Origin of the sequence: Collinsella sp. LCP19S3_B11 (assembly GCF_052121915.1) — a bacterium.
GTDB lineage: Bacteria > Actinomycetota > Coriobacteriia > Coriobacteriales > Coriobacteriaceae > Collinsella.
On sequence record NZ_JBQKDI010000008.1, the window covers coordinates 31,584 to 51,281 of the forward strand.

At 59.2% G+C, this 19,698-nt stretch carries 24 protein-coding genes; 12 read left to right on the forward strand and 12 right to left on the reverse strand.

Annotated elements, in window-relative coordinates; genetic code table 11:
* Positions 1-56 precede the first annotated feature (56 nt).
* Positions 57-1,628, forward strand: a complete 1,572-nt coding sequence (locus ACTQV4_RS05840) for a Y-family DNA polymerase (protein WP_441547306.1) — start codon at positions 57-59, stop codon at positions 1,626-1,628.
* Positions 1,621-2,046 (forward strand): hypothetical protein, encoded by a 426-nt coding sequence (locus ACTQV4_RS05845; protein ID WP_427727796.1) that lies wholly within the window; start codon positions 1,621-1,623, stop codon positions 2,044-2,046. Before ACTQV4_RS05840 ends, ACTQV4_RS05845 begins: the two co-directional genes overlap by 8 nt.
* 20 nt (positions 2,047-2,066) lie before the next feature.
* Here the strand turns inward: ACTQV4_RS05845 and ACTQV4_RS05850 are convergent, their stop codons facing one another.
* On the reverse strand, positions 2,067-2,507 hold the full coding sequence (locus ACTQV4_RS05850) for a heavy-metal-associated domain-containing protein (RefSeq protein WP_441569483.1): 441 nt from the start codon (positions 2,505-2,507) through the stop codon (positions 2,067-2,069).
* On the opposite strand from ACTQV4_RS05850, the gene ACTQV4_RS05855 reads away from it, so the two are divergent.
* Together ACTQV4_RS05855 and ACTQV4_RS05860 are read left to right on the forward strand one after the other, a co-directional pair.
* Positions 2,484-2,663 carry a DUF3793 family protein gene (locus ACTQV4_RS05855; protein WP_441569484.1) on the forward strand — a complete coding sequence of 60 codons (180 nt, stop codon included), beginning with the start codon at positions 2,484-2,486 and terminating at the stop codon, positions 2,661-2,663. The genes ACTQV4_RS05850 and ACTQV4_RS05855 overlap by 24 nt on opposite strands.
* 46 nt (positions 2,664-2,709) lie before the next feature.
* Positions 2,710-2,847: a flavodoxin domain-containing protein gene (locus ACTQV4_RS05860; protein ID WP_427718565.1), complete on the forward strand. Its 138-nt coding sequence runs from the start codon at positions 2,710-2,712 to the stop codon at positions 2,845-2,847.
* 116 nt (positions 2,848-2,963) lie between these two features.
* On the opposite strand, the gene ACTQV4_RS05865 is transcribed toward ACTQV4_RS05860, so the two are convergent.
* The 5 genes from ACTQV4_RS05865 to ACTQV4_RS05885 form a co-directional block, all read right to left on the reverse strand.
* The gene (locus tag ACTQV4_RS05865) at positions 2,964-3,716 is read right to left on the reverse strand and encodes an amino acid ABC transporter ATP-binding protein (protein WP_441031648.1); all 753 of its coding nucleotides are present in this window, start codon (positions 3,714-3,716) and stop codon (positions 2,964-2,966) included.
* 12 nt (positions 3,717-3,728) lie between these two features.
* On the reverse strand, positions 3,729-5,090 hold the full coding sequence (locus ACTQV4_RS05870; RefSeq protein WP_441031650.1) for an ABC transporter permease subunit: 1,362 nt from the start codon (positions 5,088-5,090) through the stop codon (positions 3,729-3,731).
* A 116-nt stretch (positions 5,091-5,206) separates the two neighbouring features.
* The gene (locus ACTQV4_RS05875; protein WP_427793865.1) at positions 5,207-6,067 is read right to left on the reverse strand and encodes an ABC transporter substrate-binding protein; all 861 of its coding nucleotides are present in this window, start codon (positions 6,065-6,067) and stop codon (positions 5,207-5,209) included.
* Positions 6,068-6,214: 147 nt separating this feature from the next.
* The gene (locus ACTQV4_RS05880) at positions 6,215-7,081 is read right to left on the reverse strand and encodes a deoxyribonuclease IV (protein WP_441559962.1); all 867 of its coding nucleotides are present in this window, start codon (positions 7,079-7,081) and stop codon (positions 6,215-6,217) included.
* 98 nt (positions 7,082-7,179) lie between these two features.
* Positions 7,180-8,367 carry an aldo/keto reductase gene (locus tag ACTQV4_RS05885; protein WP_441559964.1) on the reverse strand — a complete coding sequence of 396 codons (1,188 nt, stop codon included), beginning with the start codon at positions 8,365-8,367 and terminating at the stop codon, positions 7,180-7,182.
* A gap of 163 nt (positions 8,368-8,530) precedes the next feature.
* Between ACTQV4_RS05885 and ACTQV4_RS05890 the strand changes: the two genes are divergently transcribed.
* Complete coding sequence (locus ACTQV4_RS05890; protein ID WP_427793860.1) at positions 8,531-8,725, forward strand: hypothetical protein; 195 nt, start codon at positions 8,531-8,533, stop codon at positions 8,723-8,725.
* A 116-nt stretch (positions 8,726-8,841) separates the two neighbouring features.
* Complete coding sequence (locus ACTQV4_RS05895; protein WP_441054461.1) at positions 8,842-9,756, forward strand: ketopantoate reductase family protein; 915 nt, start codon at positions 8,842-8,844, stop codon at positions 9,754-9,756.
* A gap of 91 nt (positions 9,757-9,847) precedes the next feature.
* Here ACTQV4_RS05895 and ACTQV4_RS05900 read toward each other — a convergent pair whose 3' ends face one another.
* From ACTQV4_RS05900 to ACTQV4_RS05910, 3 genes are all read right to left on the reverse strand, one after another.
* Complete coding sequence (locus tag ACTQV4_RS05900) at positions 9,848-10,066, reverse strand: hypothetical protein (protein WP_154517389.1); 219 nt, start codon at positions 10,064-10,066, stop codon at positions 9,848-9,850.
* Positions 10,067-10,251: 185 nt separating this feature from the next.
* Positions 10,252-11,028, reverse strand: coding sequence for a hypothetical protein (locus tag ACTQV4_RS05905; protein ID WP_441054463.1), 777 nt, complete (start codon positions 11,026-11,028; stop codon positions 10,252-10,254).
* A 311-nt stretch (positions 11,029-11,339) separates the two neighbouring features.
* Positions 11,340-12,650 carry an O-acetylhomoserine aminocarboxypropyltransferase/cysteine synthase family protein gene (locus tag ACTQV4_RS05910; protein WP_441054465.1) on the reverse strand — a complete coding sequence of 437 codons (1,311 nt, stop codon included), beginning with the start codon at positions 12,648-12,650 and terminating at the stop codon, positions 11,340-11,342.
* 274 nt (positions 12,651-12,924) lie between these two features.
* On the opposite strand from ACTQV4_RS05910, the gene ACTQV4_RS05915 reads away from it, so the two are divergent.
* The 5 genes from ACTQV4_RS05915 to ACTQV4_RS05935 all read left to right on the forward strand — a co-directional run bounded on the left by ACTQV4_RS05915 (position 12,925) and on the right by ACTQV4_RS05935 (position 16,535).
* Entirely contained in the window at positions 12,925-13,872 is a 948-nt protein-coding gene (locus tag ACTQV4_RS05915; protein ID WP_441054467.1) for a LysR family transcriptional regulator, read from the forward strand.
* Positions 13,873-14,013: 141 nt separating this feature from the next.
* Positions 14,014-14,499 carry a ribonuclease HI gene (rnhA, locus tag ACTQV4_RS05920; protein WP_441041016.1) on the forward strand — a complete coding sequence of 162 codons (486 nt, stop codon included), beginning with the start codon at positions 14,014-14,016 and terminating at the stop codon, positions 14,497-14,499.
* Positions 14,500-14,573: 74 nt separating this feature from the next.
* Complete coding sequence (locus tag ACTQV4_RS05925; protein ID WP_441054469.1) at positions 14,574-15,680, forward strand: Gfo/Idh/MocA family protein; 1,107 nt, start codon at positions 14,574-14,576, stop codon at positions 15,678-15,680.
* A gap of 2 nt (positions 15,681-15,682) precedes the next feature.
* Positions 15,683-16,093 carry an acylphosphatase gene (locus ACTQV4_RS05930; RefSeq protein ID WP_441054471.1) on the forward strand — a complete coding sequence of 137 codons (411 nt, stop codon included), beginning with the start codon at positions 15,683-15,685 and terminating at the stop codon, positions 16,091-16,093.
* Between the two features lie 61 nt (positions 16,094-16,154).
* The gene (locus ACTQV4_RS05935; protein ID WP_441015836.1) at positions 16,155-16,535 is read left to right on the forward strand and encodes a Fur family transcriptional regulator; all 381 of its coding nucleotides are present in this window, start codon (positions 16,155-16,157) and stop codon (positions 16,533-16,535) included.
* A 76-nt stretch (positions 16,536-16,611) separates the two neighbouring features.
* Here ACTQV4_RS05935 and ACTQV4_RS05940 read toward each other — a convergent pair whose 3' ends face one another.
* From ACTQV4_RS05940 to ACTQV4_RS05950, 3 genes are all read right to left on the reverse strand, one after another.
* Entirely contained in the window at positions 16,612-17,409 is a 798-nt protein-coding gene (locus ACTQV4_RS05940) for an HAD-IIB family hydrolase (RefSeq protein ID WP_441559967.1), read from the reverse strand.
* An 83-nt stretch (positions 17,410-17,492) separates the two neighbouring features.
* The gene (locus ACTQV4_RS05945; RefSeq protein ID WP_441559968.1) at positions 17,493-18,071 is read right to left on the reverse strand and encodes an urease accessory protein UreE; all 579 of its coding nucleotides are present in this window, start codon (positions 18,069-18,071) and stop codon (positions 17,493-17,495) included.
* 3 nt (positions 18,072-18,074) lie between these two features.
* Positions 18,075-18,503 (reverse strand): FKBP-type peptidyl-prolyl cis-trans isomerase, encoded by a 429-nt coding sequence (locus tag ACTQV4_RS05950; protein WP_117640821.1) that lies wholly within the window; start codon positions 18,501-18,503, stop codon positions 18,075-18,077.
* Positions 18,504-18,623: 120 nt separating this feature from the next.
* On the opposite strand from ACTQV4_RS05950, the gene ACTQV4_RS05955 reads away from it, so the two are divergent.
* The gene (locus ACTQV4_RS05955; RefSeq protein WP_427727766.1) at positions 18,624-19,637 is read left to right on the forward strand and encodes a dipeptidase; all 1,014 of its coding nucleotides are present in this window, start codon (positions 18,624-18,626) and stop codon (positions 19,635-19,637) included.
* Positions 19,638-19,698: the final 61 nt, after the last annotated feature.

Genomic DNA, 19,698 nt, shown 5'->3' on the forward strand with positions numbered 1-19,698 from the left:
CGGTCAAGCGTTTTACCTACCAAAATAAACCTGTCCCTTTTTGGCAGGTTTTGACGATGTCCGGACGAGCGGGTATTATCGAACATGTATTCGATAAGAACATGTGTTTGATGGGAGGACGCGTGGGGCACGGGCGTCACACCTATATCTGCATCGACCTCAAGACGTTTTACGCCAGCGTCGAGTGCGTCGACCGCGGGCTCGATCCGCTCACCACCCACCTGGTCGTTGCCGACGAATCACGCGGGCGTACGACCATCTGCCTCGCCATTACCCAGGCCATGAAAGACCTCGGGATACACAACCGCTGCCGTCTGTTTGAGATTCCCGACGGCATCGACTACATCAAGGCCGTACCGCGCATGCAGCACTACATGGAGGTGTCGGCGCAGATCTACGGTATCTACCTTGAATACGTGAGTCCGCAAGACGTTCACGTCTACTCAATTGACGAGTGCTTTATCGACGTGACACCCTATCTAGAGCTCTACCATACCAATGCCAAAAGCTTTGCCTGCATGCTGCGCGATGAGGTCCTCGCGCGCACCGGCATCACGGCGACAGTCGGCATCGGCCCCAACCTATTCCAGGCCAAGGTGGCGCTCGACATTACCGCTAAGCACGTACCCAGCCGCATCGGCATACTCGACGACGAGACCTTTCGCAAGGAGATCTGGCCCCATCGCCCCATCACCGATATCTGGGGCATCGGCCCCGGCGTGGCAGCCCGCCTCGAAAAGTACGGGGTATACGATCTGATGGGCGTCGCCGCGCTCGACGAAAACCTGCTTTACGACGAACTCGGCGTCAATGCCGAGTATCTCATCGACCACGCCTTTGGGCGCGAGCCGACAACTATCGCCGATATTCAGGCCTATCGCCCGCAGGCAACTTCAACCACCACAGGACAAGTGCTCTCGAAGGGTTATGCCTACGAGCAGGCCTACACCGTCTTGCGCGAGATGGTCGATGCCGCCGTACTGGACTTGGTCGATAAGCACGTGGTCTGCGACAGCATCTCGCTCTTTGTGGGCTACGCGAGCGAGCGCGCCGACATACGCCGCCTCGACGCCAGCGGCACAGCGCAATATGTAGACGGATGCGGACATTTGCGTTCGAGCACGTCGAGCATCGAACCCGCCGCAACCGCCGGCCCCGAGCTCACACCCCGTGCACCCAAGCCCGTCCAGCGCGATGACGAACGACGCCGTCTGGTGCGCGAGGCGCAGGCAATCGACGGCATCTTTGTGGGAGAGCATGGCGGCAAACCGCGTGGCGGCTATGCCGCGCTCTTTGCGCACTCTAACGCTTCGCGCAAGCTGCCCGAGCGCACCAATTCGTTTAAGAAGATCATGGGCCATTTCGATGAGCTCTGGGCGCAGACCGTCGATCCCAAACGACCGGTCAAGCGCATCAATTTGGGCTTTGGCAACCTCATGCCCGAGGAATTTGCCACCATCGATCTGTTTAGCGATGTTAAGGCCGATGAACGCGAGCGTGACCTGGCCCGCGCCGTTCTGGCCGTGAAGGGCAAGTACGGCAAGAATGCCCTGGTCAAGGGATTAAGCTTTACCGCCGGCGCCACCGCACGCGAACGCAACGATCAGGTAGGAGGACATCGTGCCTAAGGCCCAACAACAGCCGATGCGGCCACCGACACCTTTTGAACGCCTGGCGGACCCCGAGGGAAGGCGTCGCGCCGCCGACCCCAGGCTCACCGCCAACGGTGCCGTTCGCGCCAACCGCGCCGCGCAGTTTATGCCCTTTGCCGCCCTCACAGGATACTATGAGCTCGTGCGCAAACAAGAGATCTCTGTTGAGCCCAAATGCGAACTCACGGAAGAAAAAGCCCTCGAGCTTTCAAAAAAGCTCGAGGGCCTCAAACGCGGCGACTTGGTGCGCGTCACTTATTACGATACATACGGCTATCGTAGCCGCACCGGCATTCTCGACGAAGTGCTCCCCGCGTTCAAGCTGCTCAAACTCCGAGACATCGCCATCGGCTTCGACGATATCCAAGACATCGAGCTGCGCGGCCGAGCCTAAGCGCAAGCGTACGCCCGGCCCTACGGCTTTATGACGTAATAGCCCGCATCCCTCACGGCAGCCTCAAGCACCTCACGATCGACCGGGTTTTTAGAACGGATGCACGCCGTGTGGTCTGTATACGTCACTGTGGCCCAAATGCCATCGAGAGCGTTGAGGGCGTTCGTCACATTTTGCGCGCAGCCGCCGCAGCTCATACCGCCAATAAGCAGCTCATCGCTATAGGGGTAGTGAGACACATCGGTGTCCGCGACCGCGACCCTCTTGACCTTCTTTCTGCCCGCCCCATCGCCGCAACAGCATGTGCCATGCGTCGATGCGACAATACGCCGGAATCCAAAAAATAAGCCGGCGGCAATTACGGCAAGCACAATGATGTTTGCAGGGTTAAGCAAATCCTCCATATTGGTTATTTCCTGGGATATCCCTACGACGACGTGCACGAGTTTATCGTCCAGCATGGCGAGAACTACAAGGTCTTTGGAGCCTGGAGGGTCTACACAAATGTCGGGCAAGCGCTTGCGACGTTCGAATCCTACCGCGCTTGCACGCAGCACCTCACCCATATCTATCAGCAGGGCCACAGCCTGGCAAAACTTGCCCAGGCAACCCGATAGAGCATACAAACCGCGGCCGCACGCCGCACAACCGAAAGGAAAACATATGAGCAAGATCGCAGTCGTCTACTGGAGCGGCACGGGCAACACCGAAGCCATGGCAGACCTCGTTGCCGAGGGCGCGGCGTCAGCCGGCGCCGAGGCAGAGGCCGCCTGTCGCGCCCTTGGAGCCGAGCTCGCCTAACGGCGATAAGCTCCGCCCATACGCGGCTCTGCACCAAAACACATTCGCATCCCAACAAAAACGGGGCTGGATCCAAATCCAGCCCCGTTTTCTGCTATGTCAGCCACATAAAGCAGCTACGAGATGTTGCCCAAAAACGCCTTGGTGCGCTCGCTCTTGGGATGGTCGAAGACCTCGCTCGGCGTGCCCTCCTCCACGATAACGCCGCCGTCCATAAAGACGACGCGGTCGGCGACGTCGCGGGCAAAGCCCATCTCGTGCGTCACCACGATCATCGTCATGCCGTCACGCGCAAGATCGCGCATGACGCCAAGGACGTCGCGGACGAGCTCGGGATCAAGCGCCGACGTAGCCTCGTCAAAGAGCATCACGTGCGGATTCATCGACAGGGCGCGGGCGATGGCCACGCGCTGCTGTTGACCGCCCGAAAGCTGGCTCGGCATAAAATCGATGCGCTCGGCCAGACCGACCTTGCTCAGCTCCTCGACGGCAATCTTCTCGGCCTCTTCCTTGCTGCGCTTGAGCACCTTTTGTTGCGCAAGCATGACGTTCTTTTTGACCGACAGGTGCGGGAACAAATTGAACTGCTGAAACACCATGCCCAAGTGCGTACGCACCTTATTGAGGTCGACGCCCTTGGCGCACACATCCACGCCCTCAACGACAATCGAGCCGCTCGTGGGCTCCTCAAGACGGTTAATGCAGCGAAGCATCGTCGACTTACCCGAGCCCGAGGGGCCCAGGACCACGACGACCTCACCCTTGTGCACATCCAGATCGATGTCGCGCAGGACCACGTTATCGCCAAAGGCCTTCTGGAGATTCTTGATGCTGACGACGACCTCGTTCGAGTTATTGGTTTCGCTCATAATAGAACCTCCTTACAGACCTGCAATATGATCGGCGGGTGTCGCGACAACCTGTCCGGCGCTCTTGGTGGGACGCTTCTTTTTGGTTTCGGCCGTCCCCAGAAGTCTCGCCTCAAGACCGCTCACCAAGCGCGCAAGCGGCAGGGTAATGACCAGATAGAACAGGGCGGCAACCACATACGGCGTGATGGAGCCCGTCGTCGCCACGATGGTGCGGGCATTCATGACGATCTCGACCACGCCCACGGCGGCGAGCAGCGACGTATCCTTGTAAAGCAGGATAAACTCGCTGGTCAGCGTAGGCAGGACATTGCGGAACGTCTGCGGAATCATAACGTAGAGCAACGTCTGGAAGGCATTCATGCCCAGCGAGCGGGCAGCCTCGTTTTGGCCCTTGGGGATCGACTGAATACCGGCACGGAAAATCTCGCACAGGTACGCAGACGAGTTCATGGCCATGACGATAACGCCCAAGACGTAGTCGTCCACCTTGACGCCGGCAAGTGGCAGGCCAAAGAACGCGATATAGATCTGCAGGAACGCCGGCGTACCACGGATGATATTCACGTAGATGCCGGCAAGACAGCGCAGGATGCGCGACTTGGAGATGCGCATGAGCGACAAGGCAAAGCCAAAGGGGATTGCCAGCGGAAACGCCACAAGCACGATCGAGAGCGACATAAGGAAGCCCTTAAATACGACCGGCAGGCTCTGGACCAAAATGACCGGGTTCAAGAACAGGCGCAGGAACATATTGGAATTCCAAGCCTCGACCCACGGCTGTTCCTTAAGATCGGCCTGGAAGTTATCGAAGGCCGTCACGCCCTTAATCTCGACGGAAGGAATCTTGGAAATCTTCTTGGTCGAACCGTCGGCGAGCGTATAGGTGCCGCTAAAGGCCTCGTCGCCGCCTTCGACGGGGAAGGTCACACCGTACACCTCGACACGGAAAAAGCCGCCGGAAGGCGCCGTCTCGCCAAAGTCGATCTTGAGCGTCTGGCCATCAGCCGTGCACGTGGGCTTCATGGGTGTGCGATCCATGAGGTCCTCGCCCGAGAGCATCGTCAATCGCGTGTCATCGGTACCAAACGTCGTGCCGTCGACAAACGTCAGCGAAAGACCGCTCAGTTCCTCGTCGGCATCGGCCTGAACTTCCCAGGTAATGCGTGTCTCGGTGCCGCCGACCACATCGCTGCCCGAACCGGTGTTGGGTCGGGCGGTAATCTTTGCGGTCTCAAGCGCTTGGGCAGTCGAGGGCGCAGATGCCCCCACGCACACCAGCGCGAGCGCCACGGCCATGACGCAGGCTAGCTTTTGGAGCAAGGCGGGTAGTGAAGAACGCTGCTCCACGGCCCCTTTGTTCAGTCGAGACAAGGTGGCTCCTATCGTAGAAGTTGCCGGCAAAAAGAGACGGAAACACTCTCCGTCGAGAGAAGCGCAAAGGCCCTCTCCGCTAAACGGAAAGGGCCCACACGCAATCAAGTATCTGTTTACTTGATGTTGTACTTAGCCATGAGGGCGTCAACGGTACCGTCGTCGGTCAGGTCCTTGATGGCCTGGTTGATGTCGTCCTTGAGCTTGGTATTGCCCTGGTTGATGGCAATGGCGTACTCCTCGCCGGTGCTGATCTGTTTAACCGTGTGGCAGGTGTTGAACTGCTCGGCGGTCAGCTGGCTGGCAACGGAGCGGTTGGTGACTACGGCATCGCCCTTGTCGGACTGCAGGGCGCTGAAGCAATCGGTAGCGTCCTTGTAGGGGATGATCTTGGCCTTGGGGAAGTTCTCCTGAGCAAAGGCCTCGGCGGTCGAGCCAGACTGGACGATAATGGTAGCGTCGGCGTTGTTGAGCTTCTCGCTGTAATTGTCGGCCGTGATGTCGGTGTTATCGACCTTGGTCACGATAGCCTGATCGTCCATGTAGTAGGAATCGGAGAAAGCGACTTCCTTCTCACGCTCGGGCGTGTCGGTGATAGCCGCAATGGAGACGTCATACTTGGTGCCCGAAGCGACGCCGGGGACGAGCGTGTCGAAGTCGTTGTTGACGTACTCGACATCCAGGCCCAGCTTGTCGCCGATAGCCTTGATGAGCTCAAGGTCAAAGCCCTGATAATCGCCGTTGTCATCCTTGTACTCAAACGGAGCGTACTCGGCAGAGGTGCCGACGGTCAGCGTACCGTCCTTGACGAGCGCGTACTCCTTGGAGCCGTCGACCTTCTCGACCTTAGCGTCGTCAGAGCTGCTGGAACCGGCATCAGAACCAGAGGTGGCGTTGGACGAGCCGCAGCCCGTCAGTGCGAGGGCGAGCGCCATGGCGCCCGTGGCGGCAAATGCGCCAAGCTTCTTCAGCTTCATAATCAGTCTCCTTCCAATGGCCCCATGTGATTCAGGGGCCTGCAAAAACTGAGGGCTATTATGCACCCGCGTGAGAGAATCTGCAATTAGAAAACTGATTGAAACAAACCCATAACGTGAATGGAACACTCCACTTTATGACAGTCATTACTGCTGCAATGACCTTAATAGTTTAATTTCAGCCGCATAACCTGCAAGTTCGTTCGGCGTTTCCAAAATGAATGGCAGTGATCGCAGGCAGCTATTCGATACAATATTCTGCATAACCTGCATTCCACCGCCAAGTTCCTCGCTGCCGAGGTAACCCTTGCCGATGCATTCATGCCGGTCCTTATGGGCACCGCGGGGATTCTTGGAATCATTGATATGCACAGCGCGCAGGCGCTCGATACCCACCACACGATCGAACTCGTCGAGCACACCGTCAAGATCTTGGACGATATCATAGCCGGCGTCATTTACATGGCAGGTGTCCAGGCAAACGCCCAGCTTGGCCGACAGCTCGGGGCGCCTGTCAGCAACGCCCTCGATGATGATCGCCAGTTCCTCAAAGCTGCGGCCCACCTCGGTGCCCTTGCCAGCCATGGTCTCGAGCAGCACCGTCGTCTGCTGGCCCTCAAACATCACCTGGCACAGGGCGTCGACGATCATCTGAATGCCGGCGTCGGAGCCCTGTCCCACATGCGCACCGGGATGGAAATTGTAGTAGTTACCGGGCAGCGCTTCCAGACGCTGCAGATCCTCAGCCATGGCCTCCAGGGCAAACTCGCGCGCCCGCTCTTTGGCCGAGCAGGGGTTATAGGTATACGGAGCATGGGCCACGAGGGGACCAAAATCGTTTTGTTCCATAAGCTCGCGCAGGGCCGCCACGTCATCCATGTCAAGGTCTTTCGCCTTGCCGCCGCGCGGGTTGCGCGTAAAGAATGCAAAGGTATTGGCGCCAATGGATAGCGCCGTCTCCCCCATCGCCCGATAGCCCTTCGTCGTGGATAGGTGACACCCGATCGTCAGCATCCCCAGCTCCCCCTCATCAGTTACGGTGAAATAGTTCCTGTTGATGCCTTATTCTGCCGCAAACAGGAACTATTCCACCGCAAGTTATAAAAGGGGCATCAGGAGAGCGTTTTGCCGAAGGCCTTAAGCGCCGCCGTCACGGGGCCAGGCTGGAAACGTCGGCGCACATCGTCGAGACGCTCGGGAATATCGATGTGCTGCGGGCAGTGGCGTGCGCATTTGCCGCACTTGACGCAATTGCTCACCAACTTGGGCTCGCTTGTGCGCACCGCACTCGCCGTAAAGTACTGCGATAGACCCGTAAACCAGCTGTGCGCATAGCTTGCGTTGTAGGCGGCAAAACACCCAGGAATATTGATGCCTTTAGGACACGGCACGCAGTAACCGCATCCCGTGCAGGGCACGCGATTCGATTTTTCAAACTCCGTCAGCACGTGCGCGATGGCATCGAGCTGAGTAGCCGTCATCGAATCCGGCAGGGCCCGATCGGCCAATGCCGCGTTCTCATCCACCTGCGCGGTATCGGTCATACCCGAAAGCAGCATCGTCACCTGAGGATGATTCCACACCCACGAAAGCCCCCAGGCGGCAGGAGTGCACAAATGCGGGTCACGGGCGCTATCGAGCACAGCGCGGGCCCGCGGCGGCAGCTTGCCCGCCAGGCGTCCGCCCAAAAGCGGCTCCATCACAAACACCGCGAGGCCTTGCTCGGCGGCGGCCATGAGTCCCGCCGTTCCCGCTTGGTAACGCTCGCCGGCATAGTTGTACTGTATCTGGCAAAAATCCCAGTCATATGCGTCAAGCATCGTCAGGAAATCCGCCGCGCTGCCGTGATACGAAAAACCAATCTGGCGAATGCGCCCCGCCGCCTTTTGACGCGCGATCCAGTCCTCGATGCCCAACGCCACCACACGTTCCCACTGGGCGGGCGAGGTGATGTTGTGTATAAGGTAGTAGTCGATATGGTCAGTCCGCAAACGGTGCAGTTGCTCGTCGAAGATGCGGTCGAAATCATCCGCACTCTTGCACGAAGCGTGCGGCAACTTAGTCGCCAGCAGCACCTGGTCGCGCAGCCCCAAGCGCTCAAGCGAGGCGCCCACGCACGCCTCGTTGCCGGGATAAAGGTACGCCGTATCCAGATAATTTATCCCTCGCTCCACCGCACGGGAAATGATGGCATCGGCTGTCTTCGCATCCGGACGTCCCGGCGCACCAGGAAATCTCATGCAGCCCAGACCCAGAGCGGATATTCGGTTACCACTTTTGGGGTCAACGCGGTATTGCACGGCCCCTCCCTTCGCCATCAGCGCCCCGGCAAGGCGAAACACAAGGGTCACGCGGCCGAAACATCGTGGAATCGCAATCGAGAACGTATCGTAACGCAGCAGAAATCGAGCTGTCACGGCACCGCTTTAACATCAGCAAAAAGCCCGATGAAAGGAGGCGAGCGTGACCACACACGAGGATGCCTACCCCTATCCCGGCGAACAATGCACCCTCTCGGTCGACCGCTACCAGATCGAGATCATGGACCATCTGGACGAGCTTCCCGCCACGGGCGCCGTCATCTTCTGCACCTTCCCCAAGGTGCGCGATGGCGTTGGATATCCCGCGCGCGTTTTTGCCATCTGCCCCGCGGCATAAGTTCCCATGCATTTGTTCTTCTAAATTCAGCCTCCGGTGTACGCCACATGCCCCAGCGGCATACAATCCATCAGGCGCCCCATATGCGGGCGCCTTTTTGTGAGGAGATGATTCACATGCAGATCAACAAGGTCGCCTTTATCGGCAAGGGCGGCGTCGGCCTGCTCTACGGCAGTATGATTGCCAAGGCCCTCGGCAATGACGCCGTCGAATACGTCATGGATGACGCGCGTTTCGAGTGCCACGTGGGCGATGCGCTCACCGTCAACGGAAAGCCCTGCGCGCTCAAGTCCGTCCGCGCCAGCGAGGCAACGCCCGCCGATCTGGTCATTCTCACGGTCAAGACGACGGGGCTCAACCAAGCACTCAAGACTATGGAGCGCGTCGTGGGACCCAACACGCTCATCGCCTCGCTGTGCAACGGCATTACGAGCGAGCAAAAAATAGCCGAGCGCTTTGGCTGGAAGCACACCGTCCTGGGCATCTGCCAGGGCATGGACGCCGTATTCCTTAACGGCGCGCTCACCTTTACCAATGCGGGCGAGATTCGCTTTGGCGCGGCAGCAGGCACCGAGCCCGCAACCGTCACCGCCATCGATGAGCTCTACACGCGCTGCGGCATCGCCCATACCGTCGAGAGCGACATTGTGCACCGCATGTGGGCCAAACTCATGCTCAACGATGGCATCAACCAGACCTGCATGGCCTATGGCGGGACCTACGGGAGCGCCACGGAACAGGACTCCGAGCAGCGTCGCTGCTTTGTTTCCGCCATGCGCGAGACACTTGCGGTCGCCAACGCCGAAGGCGTTGAGCTTACCGAGGCAGACCTGACGCAGATGGTGCACCTCATCGAGGGAATCGACCCCGCCGGCATGCCCTCGATGGCGCAGGACCGCATCGCACAACGTAAAACCGAAGTCGAGGAGTTCGCGGGCACCATTTGCCGCCTGGCCGCCAAACACGATATCCAAGTGCCGCAAAACGATTGGCTCTACCAGAGGATTCGCGAAATAGAAAGCAGCTGGTAGCCTCGCCCGCACGGCGACGCGCGCAATGTAAGCAGACAGTCCTTCGCGAGGATCCCATCGCTCGCGAAGGACTGTCGCATTTAGGCCGAGGCTAAAACTGAGGCTCGTTTTGCGACTCCGGGACCTCGTCCTCGTCATCGCGGCAAAGCACCACGCCGGCGCTTCCCAACAGCGCCGCTGCAATCAAGGCGCTCACAACCACAGGAGCAGCACCCGTAGTGGACTGCAAGCCGGCAACTAACGCCGCCGTCGGACCAAGACATCCGATCAAAAGGGCAACGACGGCAATAGCGACATCTCGAGCGTTCATGGGATCACTTCCTCCACGAGAAAGACCTTGTTTCTCATGACTTAGTGTGCCCCGCGCCCATATGCCCAACGTAGTGCCACGGTAAGGGCTCTGTTAACCCAAATGCATATAAAAACGGGCGCCCCTACATTGCCCGAAAGCTCGGTAAAGACGCCCGTCCATCATGTGCAATCGATGCCGACAGATTACCAACCGGTGTAGTAATCGGTAGTTCCGGCTGCGCAACCCGAATCGTAGACCTTGCACTCGCCCTTAGAGCCCGTAAAGGTCGAGCCCTGGGACTTATCGCTCGCAGCCACCACGTAGTAGCCGTCGGAATCACGCCAAAAGCCCTCGGAATCCAGCGTCCACTCACCCGTGCGGTGGTGATACAACACGTTGCTGCTGTAATAGGTCTCGCGACGACCGTTGTAGTTATTGACACCGCTCGAGCGCGTCAGGCCCGAGCCGTTCGCGTAATACGCAGCAGACGCGTAAGACGAGCCGGAGCCGGCGTTGTAATACGAAGCCTGAACGGCCTCGGCAGCTTCTGCCTCGACGGCCGCAGCCTCGAGCGCCCCGCGCTTAGCATCCTCGAGCGTGGAGCGAAGCTCGTCGAGCTCGGCCGACTTCGCGTCGACCTCCTCCATCGTCAAAAGACTGCCCGCACCGTCGATACAACCCTGCAGTACAGCGCGCTCGTCATCGGTGGCATAGTCACCGTACATGTTCATGATGATCTGCGCGCGGACCTCTAGGGAATCGCGCTTGGCCCCCATCGAGGCGTTCCACTCCTGCATGGAGCCAAAGCCGTCGCTACGATAGTCGACGGGCTGCATCAGGGTCGCCTCGGACGGCGTGGATCCGACCGCGTCGGACAGTGTTGCCGCGTGGGCATCGGTTACGCCGGCACCCACTAAAAGCGCCACGGCAAGCGTGGCAGAAAGGGCGGCGGCCTTCGGTTTTCGTGAATCGATCCTCATGTAGCTGGAAACCTCCGTAGTGAGTTTTTGCTGCGTTTACGCTGCGTGTGATTCGATCGCGCTGCATAGTACCCCGAGTAAATCGCGACCTGCGGTTTTTCTCAAAAGGTGCACGTCATTTGCGTAAAACTCACATCCTCTCAACAGGAGTTTTCCACATCTCGATTGCATAAAGCATGCCAACAACCCTGTAATAGCGCCCTTCCTATGCAAAAAAGCGCCTGCGCAACCATTGTTCGCGCAGGCGCCTTGAGCAGGCATTTTATGCAGTTATACCTATCGAGTCGCAAGGGGCCCTTGCACAAGTCGCCCTACTCGTCCAGCGCGGCAAAGGCCTGCTTCAGATCCCAAATGATGTCCTCGGCGTTCTCGGTACCAATGGAAAGACGGATTGTAGAGGGCGTAATGTTCTGCTCGGCAAGCTCCTCGGCAGAGAGCTGGGAGTGCGTGGTGGTAGCCGGGTGCACGACGAGCGACTTGACGTCGGCTACGTTGGCGAGCAGCGAGAACACCTGCAGGTGGTCGATGAACTTCCAAGCAGCCTCCTGGCCGCCCTTGATCTCGAAGGTGAAGATCGAGGCGCCGCCACGGGGGAAATACTTCTGGTACAGCTCATGGTCGGGGTGCTCGGGCAGGCTCGGGTGGTTTACCTTGGCAACATGGCCGTCACCGATCAGGAACTCAACGACCTTCTTGGTGTTCTCGACATGGCGGTCAACGCGCAGCGACAGGGTCTCGGTGCCCTGGAGCAGGACCCAGGCGTTAAACGGGCTAATGCAGGCGCCCTCGTCACGCAGCAAGATAGCACGGACATAGGTCGCGAAGGCAGCGCGGCCGGCGGCCTCGGTAAACGAGACGCCATGGTAGGAGGGATTGGGCTCGGAGATCTGCGCATACTTGCCGCTCGCCTTCCAGTCAAAGTTGCCGCCATCGATAATCACGCCGCCCAACGAGGTGCCGTGGCCGCCAATAAACTTAGTTGCAGAGTGAACGACGATGTTGGCGCCGTGCTCCAGCGGACGGAACAGATACGGGGTGCCGAAGGTGTTATCGACAACAACCGGAAGACCATGCTTCTTAGCGACCTCGGAGATAGCGTCGATGTTGGGGATATCGGAGTTGGGGTTACCGAGCGTCTCGAGGTAAATGACCGTGGTGTTGTCCCTGATGGCACCCTCGACCTCGTCCAGGTTGTGGGCATCGACGAAGGTGGTCTCGACACCAAACTGGGAGAGCGTGTGCTCCAGCAGGTTGTAGGAACCGCCGTAGATGGTCTTTTGGGCCACCACATGGTCGCCGGCCTGAGCGAGGGCCTGCAGGGTATAGGTGATGGCGGCGGCGCCAGAGGCGACGGCGAGGCCGGCAACGCCGCCCTCGAGCGCGGCAATGCGATCCTCAAAGACGCCCTGGGTGGAGTTGGTCAGACGACCGTAGATATTCCCGGCGTCGGCAAGGCCAAAGCGGTCAGCAGCGTGCTGGGAGTTGCGGAACACATAGCTCGTGGTCTGGTAGATAGGCACAGCGCGGGAATCGGATGCGGGGTCGGCGCTCTCCTGGCCAACGTGCAGCTGCAGGGTGTCGAAGCCAAAGGTGTGCTCGGGGTTGTTGATAAACTGGCTCATGATGATCTCCTTGATCAAACAAAAGTAATAAGAGTAAGAGAAGTAAGCCCCTGTCTCCTGATCACGCCGACGGGCGCAAGCAGGAGCCCGGCATTCGTCTTAGTAAGCAGTTCATATGCGGCCCTCCTTTTGACATCCCGTTCTCGTGGTCGGATTAATTACCTACCTCCTTTGTGTGTTTTGAATAGTACGAGCATTGTTTCGCGCGGTCAATCACTTAAAAGCGCTAACCTGTTATCGGTTTTTTAGATAGCTATCGAAAGGACGGGTGCCGATGACCCTCCAGCAGCTTCGTTTTCTTATCGCCGTGGCAGAATCCGGCTCAATTAACGCCGCAGCTCAGCGCCTCTATACCGCGCAATCCAATATCTCCAACGCCGTCAAAAGCCTAGAGCAGGAGCTCCGTCTGGAAATCTTTACGCGCTCCAGCCGCGGCGTCACACTCACCAACGACGGCACCGAGCTTTTAGGCTATGCGCGCCAGGTCGTAGAGCAGGCCGATATGCTCGAGGCCCGCTACGAGGACGGCGGCACACCCCAGGCACGCCTTGCCGTCTCGGCCCAGCACTACGCTTTTTCGGTCGAGGCCTTTGTCAACGTCGTCGAGCGCTGCCGCGACAGTAAGTTCGAGTTCATCATGCGCGAGACCACCACGTCACAGATCATCGACGACGTCCGCGCATTTCGCAGCGATATCGGCATTCTGTATCTGGATGACTTTAACGCCCGCGTCCTGCAGAAGGCCTTCGCCGACGCCCGCGCAAGCTTCCATCCCCTCTTCGATGCAACGGTCCACGTCTTCGTTAGCGAGCGCCATCCGCTCGCACGCCGCCCCCAGCTATCGCTTGCCGACCTTACGCCCTATACGCGCTACAGCTTTGAGCAGGGGACCTCGAACTCCTTCTATTACGCCGAGGAGCCGTTTAGCCATATCCCCTGCGACCGCAACATCCGCGTTTCCGACCGTGGCACGCTCACCAATCTGCTCATCACGTCGAACGGTTACACTTTGTCGACCGGTGTCCTCTCCAATGAAATGCAATGGGGCATGGCATCGATCCCGTTGGCAGACGCTCCAACGATGCGCGTGGGCTACATCATGCACGATGAGCGCAAGCCCTCTCCCCTGCTGCGGCAATACCTCGACGAACTCGATCGCATCATCCACGAAAACCAACCATTTGGGGACGGGATAGAAATGGCAGATTTAAAAGCCCTCTAGCTCTTGACAATTCAGGTCGCCCATCTTTCTTGGCGACAACGTCTCCACCATCCTTGTGGAGCGGCACGCCTCGCATAAAACAGGATGGACCGGGCGCTACAATAGACAGCCGCAAGAGAGGAACTCGACGAAAGGAAGTCTGTGAAGGTCATCATCTATACCGACGGCTCGGCTCGATCCAATCCGGGACGCGGTGGCTACGGCGCCGTGCTCAAATACACCAACCCCGCCGGCAAGACCTTCACCTCCGAGCTTTCGCGTGGCTACGCCAAGACCACCAACAACCGCATGGAGCTCATGGCGGTCATCGTGGCGCTCGAGGCGCTCAACCGTCCCTGCGAGGTCGAGGTCCACTCCGACTCGCAGTACGTCGTCAACGCCTTTAACAAGCACTGGATCGACGGCTGGAAAAAGCGCGGGTGGAAAACTGCCAACAAGCAGCCCGTTAAGAACCGCGACCTGTGGGAGCGCCTGCTTGCCGCAAAGAGCAAGCATAAGGTGGAGTTCATCTGGGTTAAGGGGCATGCCGGCCACGAGCTCAACGAGCGCTGCGACGAGCTCGCCACCACCGCGGCCGATGGAGCCAACCTCGATATCGACACCGGCTTTAACGAGAGCGACCTGTAATAGCGTTTTCGCGCAGCTTTATATCCCCACGCGCTACACTCATCCTGTAGACCAAAACAACGCAAGGGGGACGTATGCTGCGCATCGCGACCATCGGCACATCCATGATCACCGACGACTTTATCCAGGTCGTCAATGCCAACGACCAGGCTGTATTCGTAGGCACGCTCTCGCGCAACGCCGAGCGCGGCGCCGCCTTTACTGCCGAGCACGGCGGCGAGCGAAACTTTACTTCACTTGATGAGCTTGCAGCAGCCGCCGACGTCGACGCCGTCTATATCGGCAGCCCAAACGCACTTCACTACGAGCAGGCCCTTGCCTGCATCGCCAGCGGCAAGCACGTCATCGTCGAGAAGCCCTTCTGCGCCACCGAGGCGCAGGCGCTGGAAGTCTTCCGCGCCGCCGAGGCGGCGGGCGTCGTAGCCCTCGAGGCCATGCGCCCGCTCCATGACCCCGCTTTCCACGCCATCGAGGACGCCCTGGGCGAGATTGCGCCCATTCGTCGCGCCTCACTGCGCTTTGGCAAGTATTCTTCACGCTACAACGAGGTTCTCGCGGGACGCGCCACCAACATCTTCGACTGCCACATGGCCTCGGGCTCCCTCATGGATATTGGCGTCTATACCGTCGAGCCCATGGTCGAGATCTTCGGCATGCCCTCCAGCCTTACGAGCATGGCTACTCTGCTCGACCCCACCACGCAGGAGCTCACCCATGGCCCCATCGATGGCTGCGGTTCCATCCTCGCCAGCTACGGCGGTGGCCGTATCTCCGTCGAGCTCGCGCACTCCAAAATTACGAATGACCTACTGCCCTCGCAGATCGAAGGCGAGCGTGGCACTATCCAGATTGACCATCTGTCCACGCCCCGCAACGTCCGCATCGACTATCGCGGCGATGTCGTACGCGGCTCGGCGACCGAGGCGCCGCGCGAACAGAGCGACAACGGCCGCGTGCTCGACCTGCCCAAATCGAGCAACACCATGGAATACGAACTCGCAGACTTTATCACCGCCATCGGCGGCATCGATAACGTCAAGGAAGAGATTTGGGAGACCCCGGCGGGACGTCACGAGCTTGGCCACTATCGCGATGTCACGCTTGTCTCGCTGCGCATCATGGATGCCGTGCGCCAACAGGCCGGCATTACCTTCCCCGCCGATTCTGTCAAGCAGGCCTAGCGATGGGTATTTTCGACAAGCTTTTCTCGGGCGTCGCCGGCGGCAGCCGCGAGCCCCAAAAGCCCTCTGGCATCGAGCTCGAGCTGCGCCGCAGGCTTACTGTGCTCGCAAGCGACGAGGCCACTCAAGACACTCCCCTGCGCTATTTCCTGCGCTGGGAGGGGCAAGTCCAAGGCGTTGGCTTTCGCTTTACCAACACCAACCTCGCGCAGGCACGCGCACTCACCGGCTGGGTGCGTAACATGGAAGACGGCTCAGTCGAGATGGAGATACAGGGAGCTCCGGCAAACATCCTATCTCATCTCGAGGCGCTTCATGCCTCCTACGAGCGCATGGGAACGCGTTTTCGCCTCGTAGACGCCCAGCTCCGAGCCTCACTTGCCAATGAAGACGGTTTCACTCCTCATTATTAGTATTGTGTGCTAAATACGGTATCATTTACCTACGACCGTTAATAGAAAAGAGGCGAGGCGCATGGCGGTGCAAAGAAGGAATACCAGGCAGCGAAAGCTGGTTCTTGACGCCGTGCGCCAAAGCTATAACCATCCCACCGCCGATGAGATCTACAACGTCGTGCGCGCGCAGGATGACAAAATCAGCCGCGGTACGGTCTACCGCAACCTCAATCTCTTGGCCGATGCCGGGGAGATTCTCTCGATTAAAACGCCGGGCGGCAGCCGCTTCGATCGTGCCATCGAGCCGCATGCGCATATCATCTGCACCTCGTGTGGCCGCGTCATCGATGTGCCGCTCCCCTTCAATACCCAGCTCGACGCCAGGGCATCCGAACAAATCGGATGGAGCGTCAGCTCGCACTACACCATCTTCGAGGGCCTCTGCCCCAACTGTAGGTAGATTTTGGGACATGCCTTAAAAACAACTTTTTCACCGATTGCGGCAAAAGAAAGATTTCCAGGCATGTCCAAAATGTCTACTCAGCAAGTAGGCGACGCAGCTCTTCTTCGACCGTGCGCACGTAACGGACGCGGTCGTTGATACCGCGCATACTGGGATTGCAGCTCTCCATCAGATAGGGATGGCCCACCACGTTGAGCATGTCGCGGTCGTTTTCATTATCGCCAAACGCCATCATTTCGTTAGGTGAGATCCCCAGCGCACGACCATAATCGGCAAGCGCGGACCCCTTGCCCGAATCAAAGCCGATAAAGTCGGTCCATTCGGTTCCCGACGTCATCACATCGACCCGGTCGCCAAAGCGACGGACGAAATACTCCAGCGCCGCCGGCTGCTCTGTCTCGGGCGTTTGAAACGCGATCTTAATGACGTCCTCGTCGATGTCCTCGGGACGGTCGACCACCGCCACATCGCAATGGACCTCGTAGCGCAAATGGTCGACGAATGCATCGTTGCCGCTCATGGTGTAGAGGTGCCCCTCGCAGGAAAGGGTCACGTCGGCATGGGGATACGCAACCACGGCATTCGCGATATCCATAGCAAGGTTACGCTCCATGGAACGCTTGACAACGGCACGCCCCTCGCTCATCACGAGGGCTCCGTTTTCGCATACATAGGCGAGATCATCGGCCACCGGGGCAAACAGATAGCGCAAGCTCGCATATTGACGGCCGCTCGCCGGCATAAACACGATGCCACGACGATGCAGCTCATCGATGAGCTCAAAGGCCTCGGAACGCGGCTCGCACTCCCCCGGATGCAGCAACGTGCCGTCCAAATCGCATGCAATCAGCTTGATTCCCTCAAGACCCATATGCTTTCCCCCACAGCACCTCATCAACAGCAAGACGGACTTTGAATAGCTGCCTCTCAAAGTCCGTCTTGCTCATACGCACGTTAACCGCGCGCCTTTTTTACGATCGTAAAGTCGGGAGCCATACTCACGACGACCTCCGCCGCACGCGACGCAAAGCGCCGGTCCGTATCGAGTTCACGGGTAACCACCGAGAGCATAACGCCCTCGACGTCTCGGAGCATGCGGCCCAAAACAGGCTGCACCGGCGTATACATGCGCACGGTATGCTCGTCCGAATCGCCTCGGAAAAGCGGCGCGTGCATATTGCCGATCTCCCAACACGCATGCGCGAGCGCAATCGGATCCATGCGGTCGACTTCGACCAAATAGACCTCGGCGCCGCGCAGGCGCACGACAACCGCCACGGGCACCATGCCTGAACGGTCGATGGCGAGCACGTCGCCGTCGGCAAGACGACTGCCGTCGGCAGCATCTAGCCGAACATCGACCGTGCGCCCCAGCTCCGTCACGCCCGCAAACGCGCAAACATCAGCCTGGTCCCAATCGAGCAGCAGCTCGTCAACTTCAAAGATGCCACCCAGCTCCCGACGAAGCAGGAGTTCATAGGACGGATCGTTGAGATTTCCCAAGCATGTCGTCGAAACCAAGCGTTCAGGCATACTCTAATCCTCGACCTCGACGAGCTCGATATCAAAGTTGAGATCCTTGCCGGCCAGCTCGTGGTTAGCATCGAGCGTCACGGCCTCGGGCGTCACATCGATGACAACGGCAGGGACAGGCATGCCGCTCGGCGTGGACAGGAAGAGCTTCATGCCCTTCTCGATCTGCTCGATGTTGGGAACCTGCTCGGCCGGGAAGGTGATAACCATCTCGGGATTGTGCTCGCCGTAGGCATCGGCAGCAGGAATGTGCACGGTCTTCTTCTCGCCCACCTGCATGTCGACAACGGCGGCATCGAAGCCCTTGATCATCTGACCGGCACCGCAGGTGAACTCCAGCGGCTCGCCGCGATCGTAGGAGCTATCGAACTGCGTGCCGTCGTCGAGCGTGCCGCGATAATGGGTCTTGACCTTCTTGCCCTGGTTGGACATGGAAACCTCCGTGATAAGGGCGGCACACAACGCGGGCCGCCATGAACGTATGGCGCTAACTATACCCTAGTCATACAATTCGAAGACAGTTTGCAAAGAAACGCTGCAACCGGAGGAACCATGGCATATCCCGTATTTGACTTGCACTGCGACACCGCCGACCGCATCGGCTGGGCCACGCTCGATCTCGACCTGCGCTTTACCGCCGGCACCGACGGTTATTTCCCCGGCGACGAGACGCATCCGCAAGATTTCGACCTCATCGAGGGCAACGCCTGCGCCATCTCGCTCGCAAAGATCGGCAACACACCGTGGGCACAGTGCTTCGCCACGTTTGTCCCCGACGAGATTCCCTCCGCCCACGCCGCGCGCTTCCAGGCGCAGATCATGGCGCATATGAGCGGCCAGGCCATGCTCAACCACGATCGCATGGTCAACGTGCGCAGCGCCGCAGACATTCGTCCCGCGCTCAAGGACGGCAAGGTCGCTTGCATCCACACCATCGAAAACGCCACGTTCTTTGCCGAGGACCCCGCACTGATCGAGGTGCTCAAGAGCTTGGGCGTACTCATGTCGTCACTCAGCTGGAATGCGCAGGGGCCGCTCGCGAGCGGACACGATACCCACGCCGGCCTCACCGCCGCCGGCATCGAGGCACTTACGCAGATGGAGCACGCCGGCATGGTGCTTGACGTCTCCCATCTCAACGATGAGTGCTTTGACGAGGTCGCCGTCCGCGCCACGCGTCCCTTCGTCGCCAGCCACTCCAACTCCCGTGCGGTTTGCGGCGCCAAACGCAATCTTACCGACGACCAGTTCCGCACCATTCGCGACATGGGTGGCATCGTCGGCCTCAACTACTGCAGCGAGTTCCTTTCCAACGACGCAACCGACAAGACCGCCGCAGACGTCACCTTCGATCAGCTGGCGGCACATATCGAGCACTGGCTCGACCTGGGCGGCGAGGACGTCATCGCGCTCGGCGGCGACTGGGACGGCGCCACGGTGCCCGCTTTCCTCTCCGATGCCAGCAAGATGCCCGAGTTCCAGAACATGCTCTCCAAGCATTTTGGCAAGACCGTGATGCAAAAGCTCTGCAGCGACAACGCGCTTGCCTTCTTTGAGCGTTATTAATTTCACATCCCTTGAGCGGGCCGGCATGCCGAACGGTCGACATGCCGGCCCGTCCCCAATC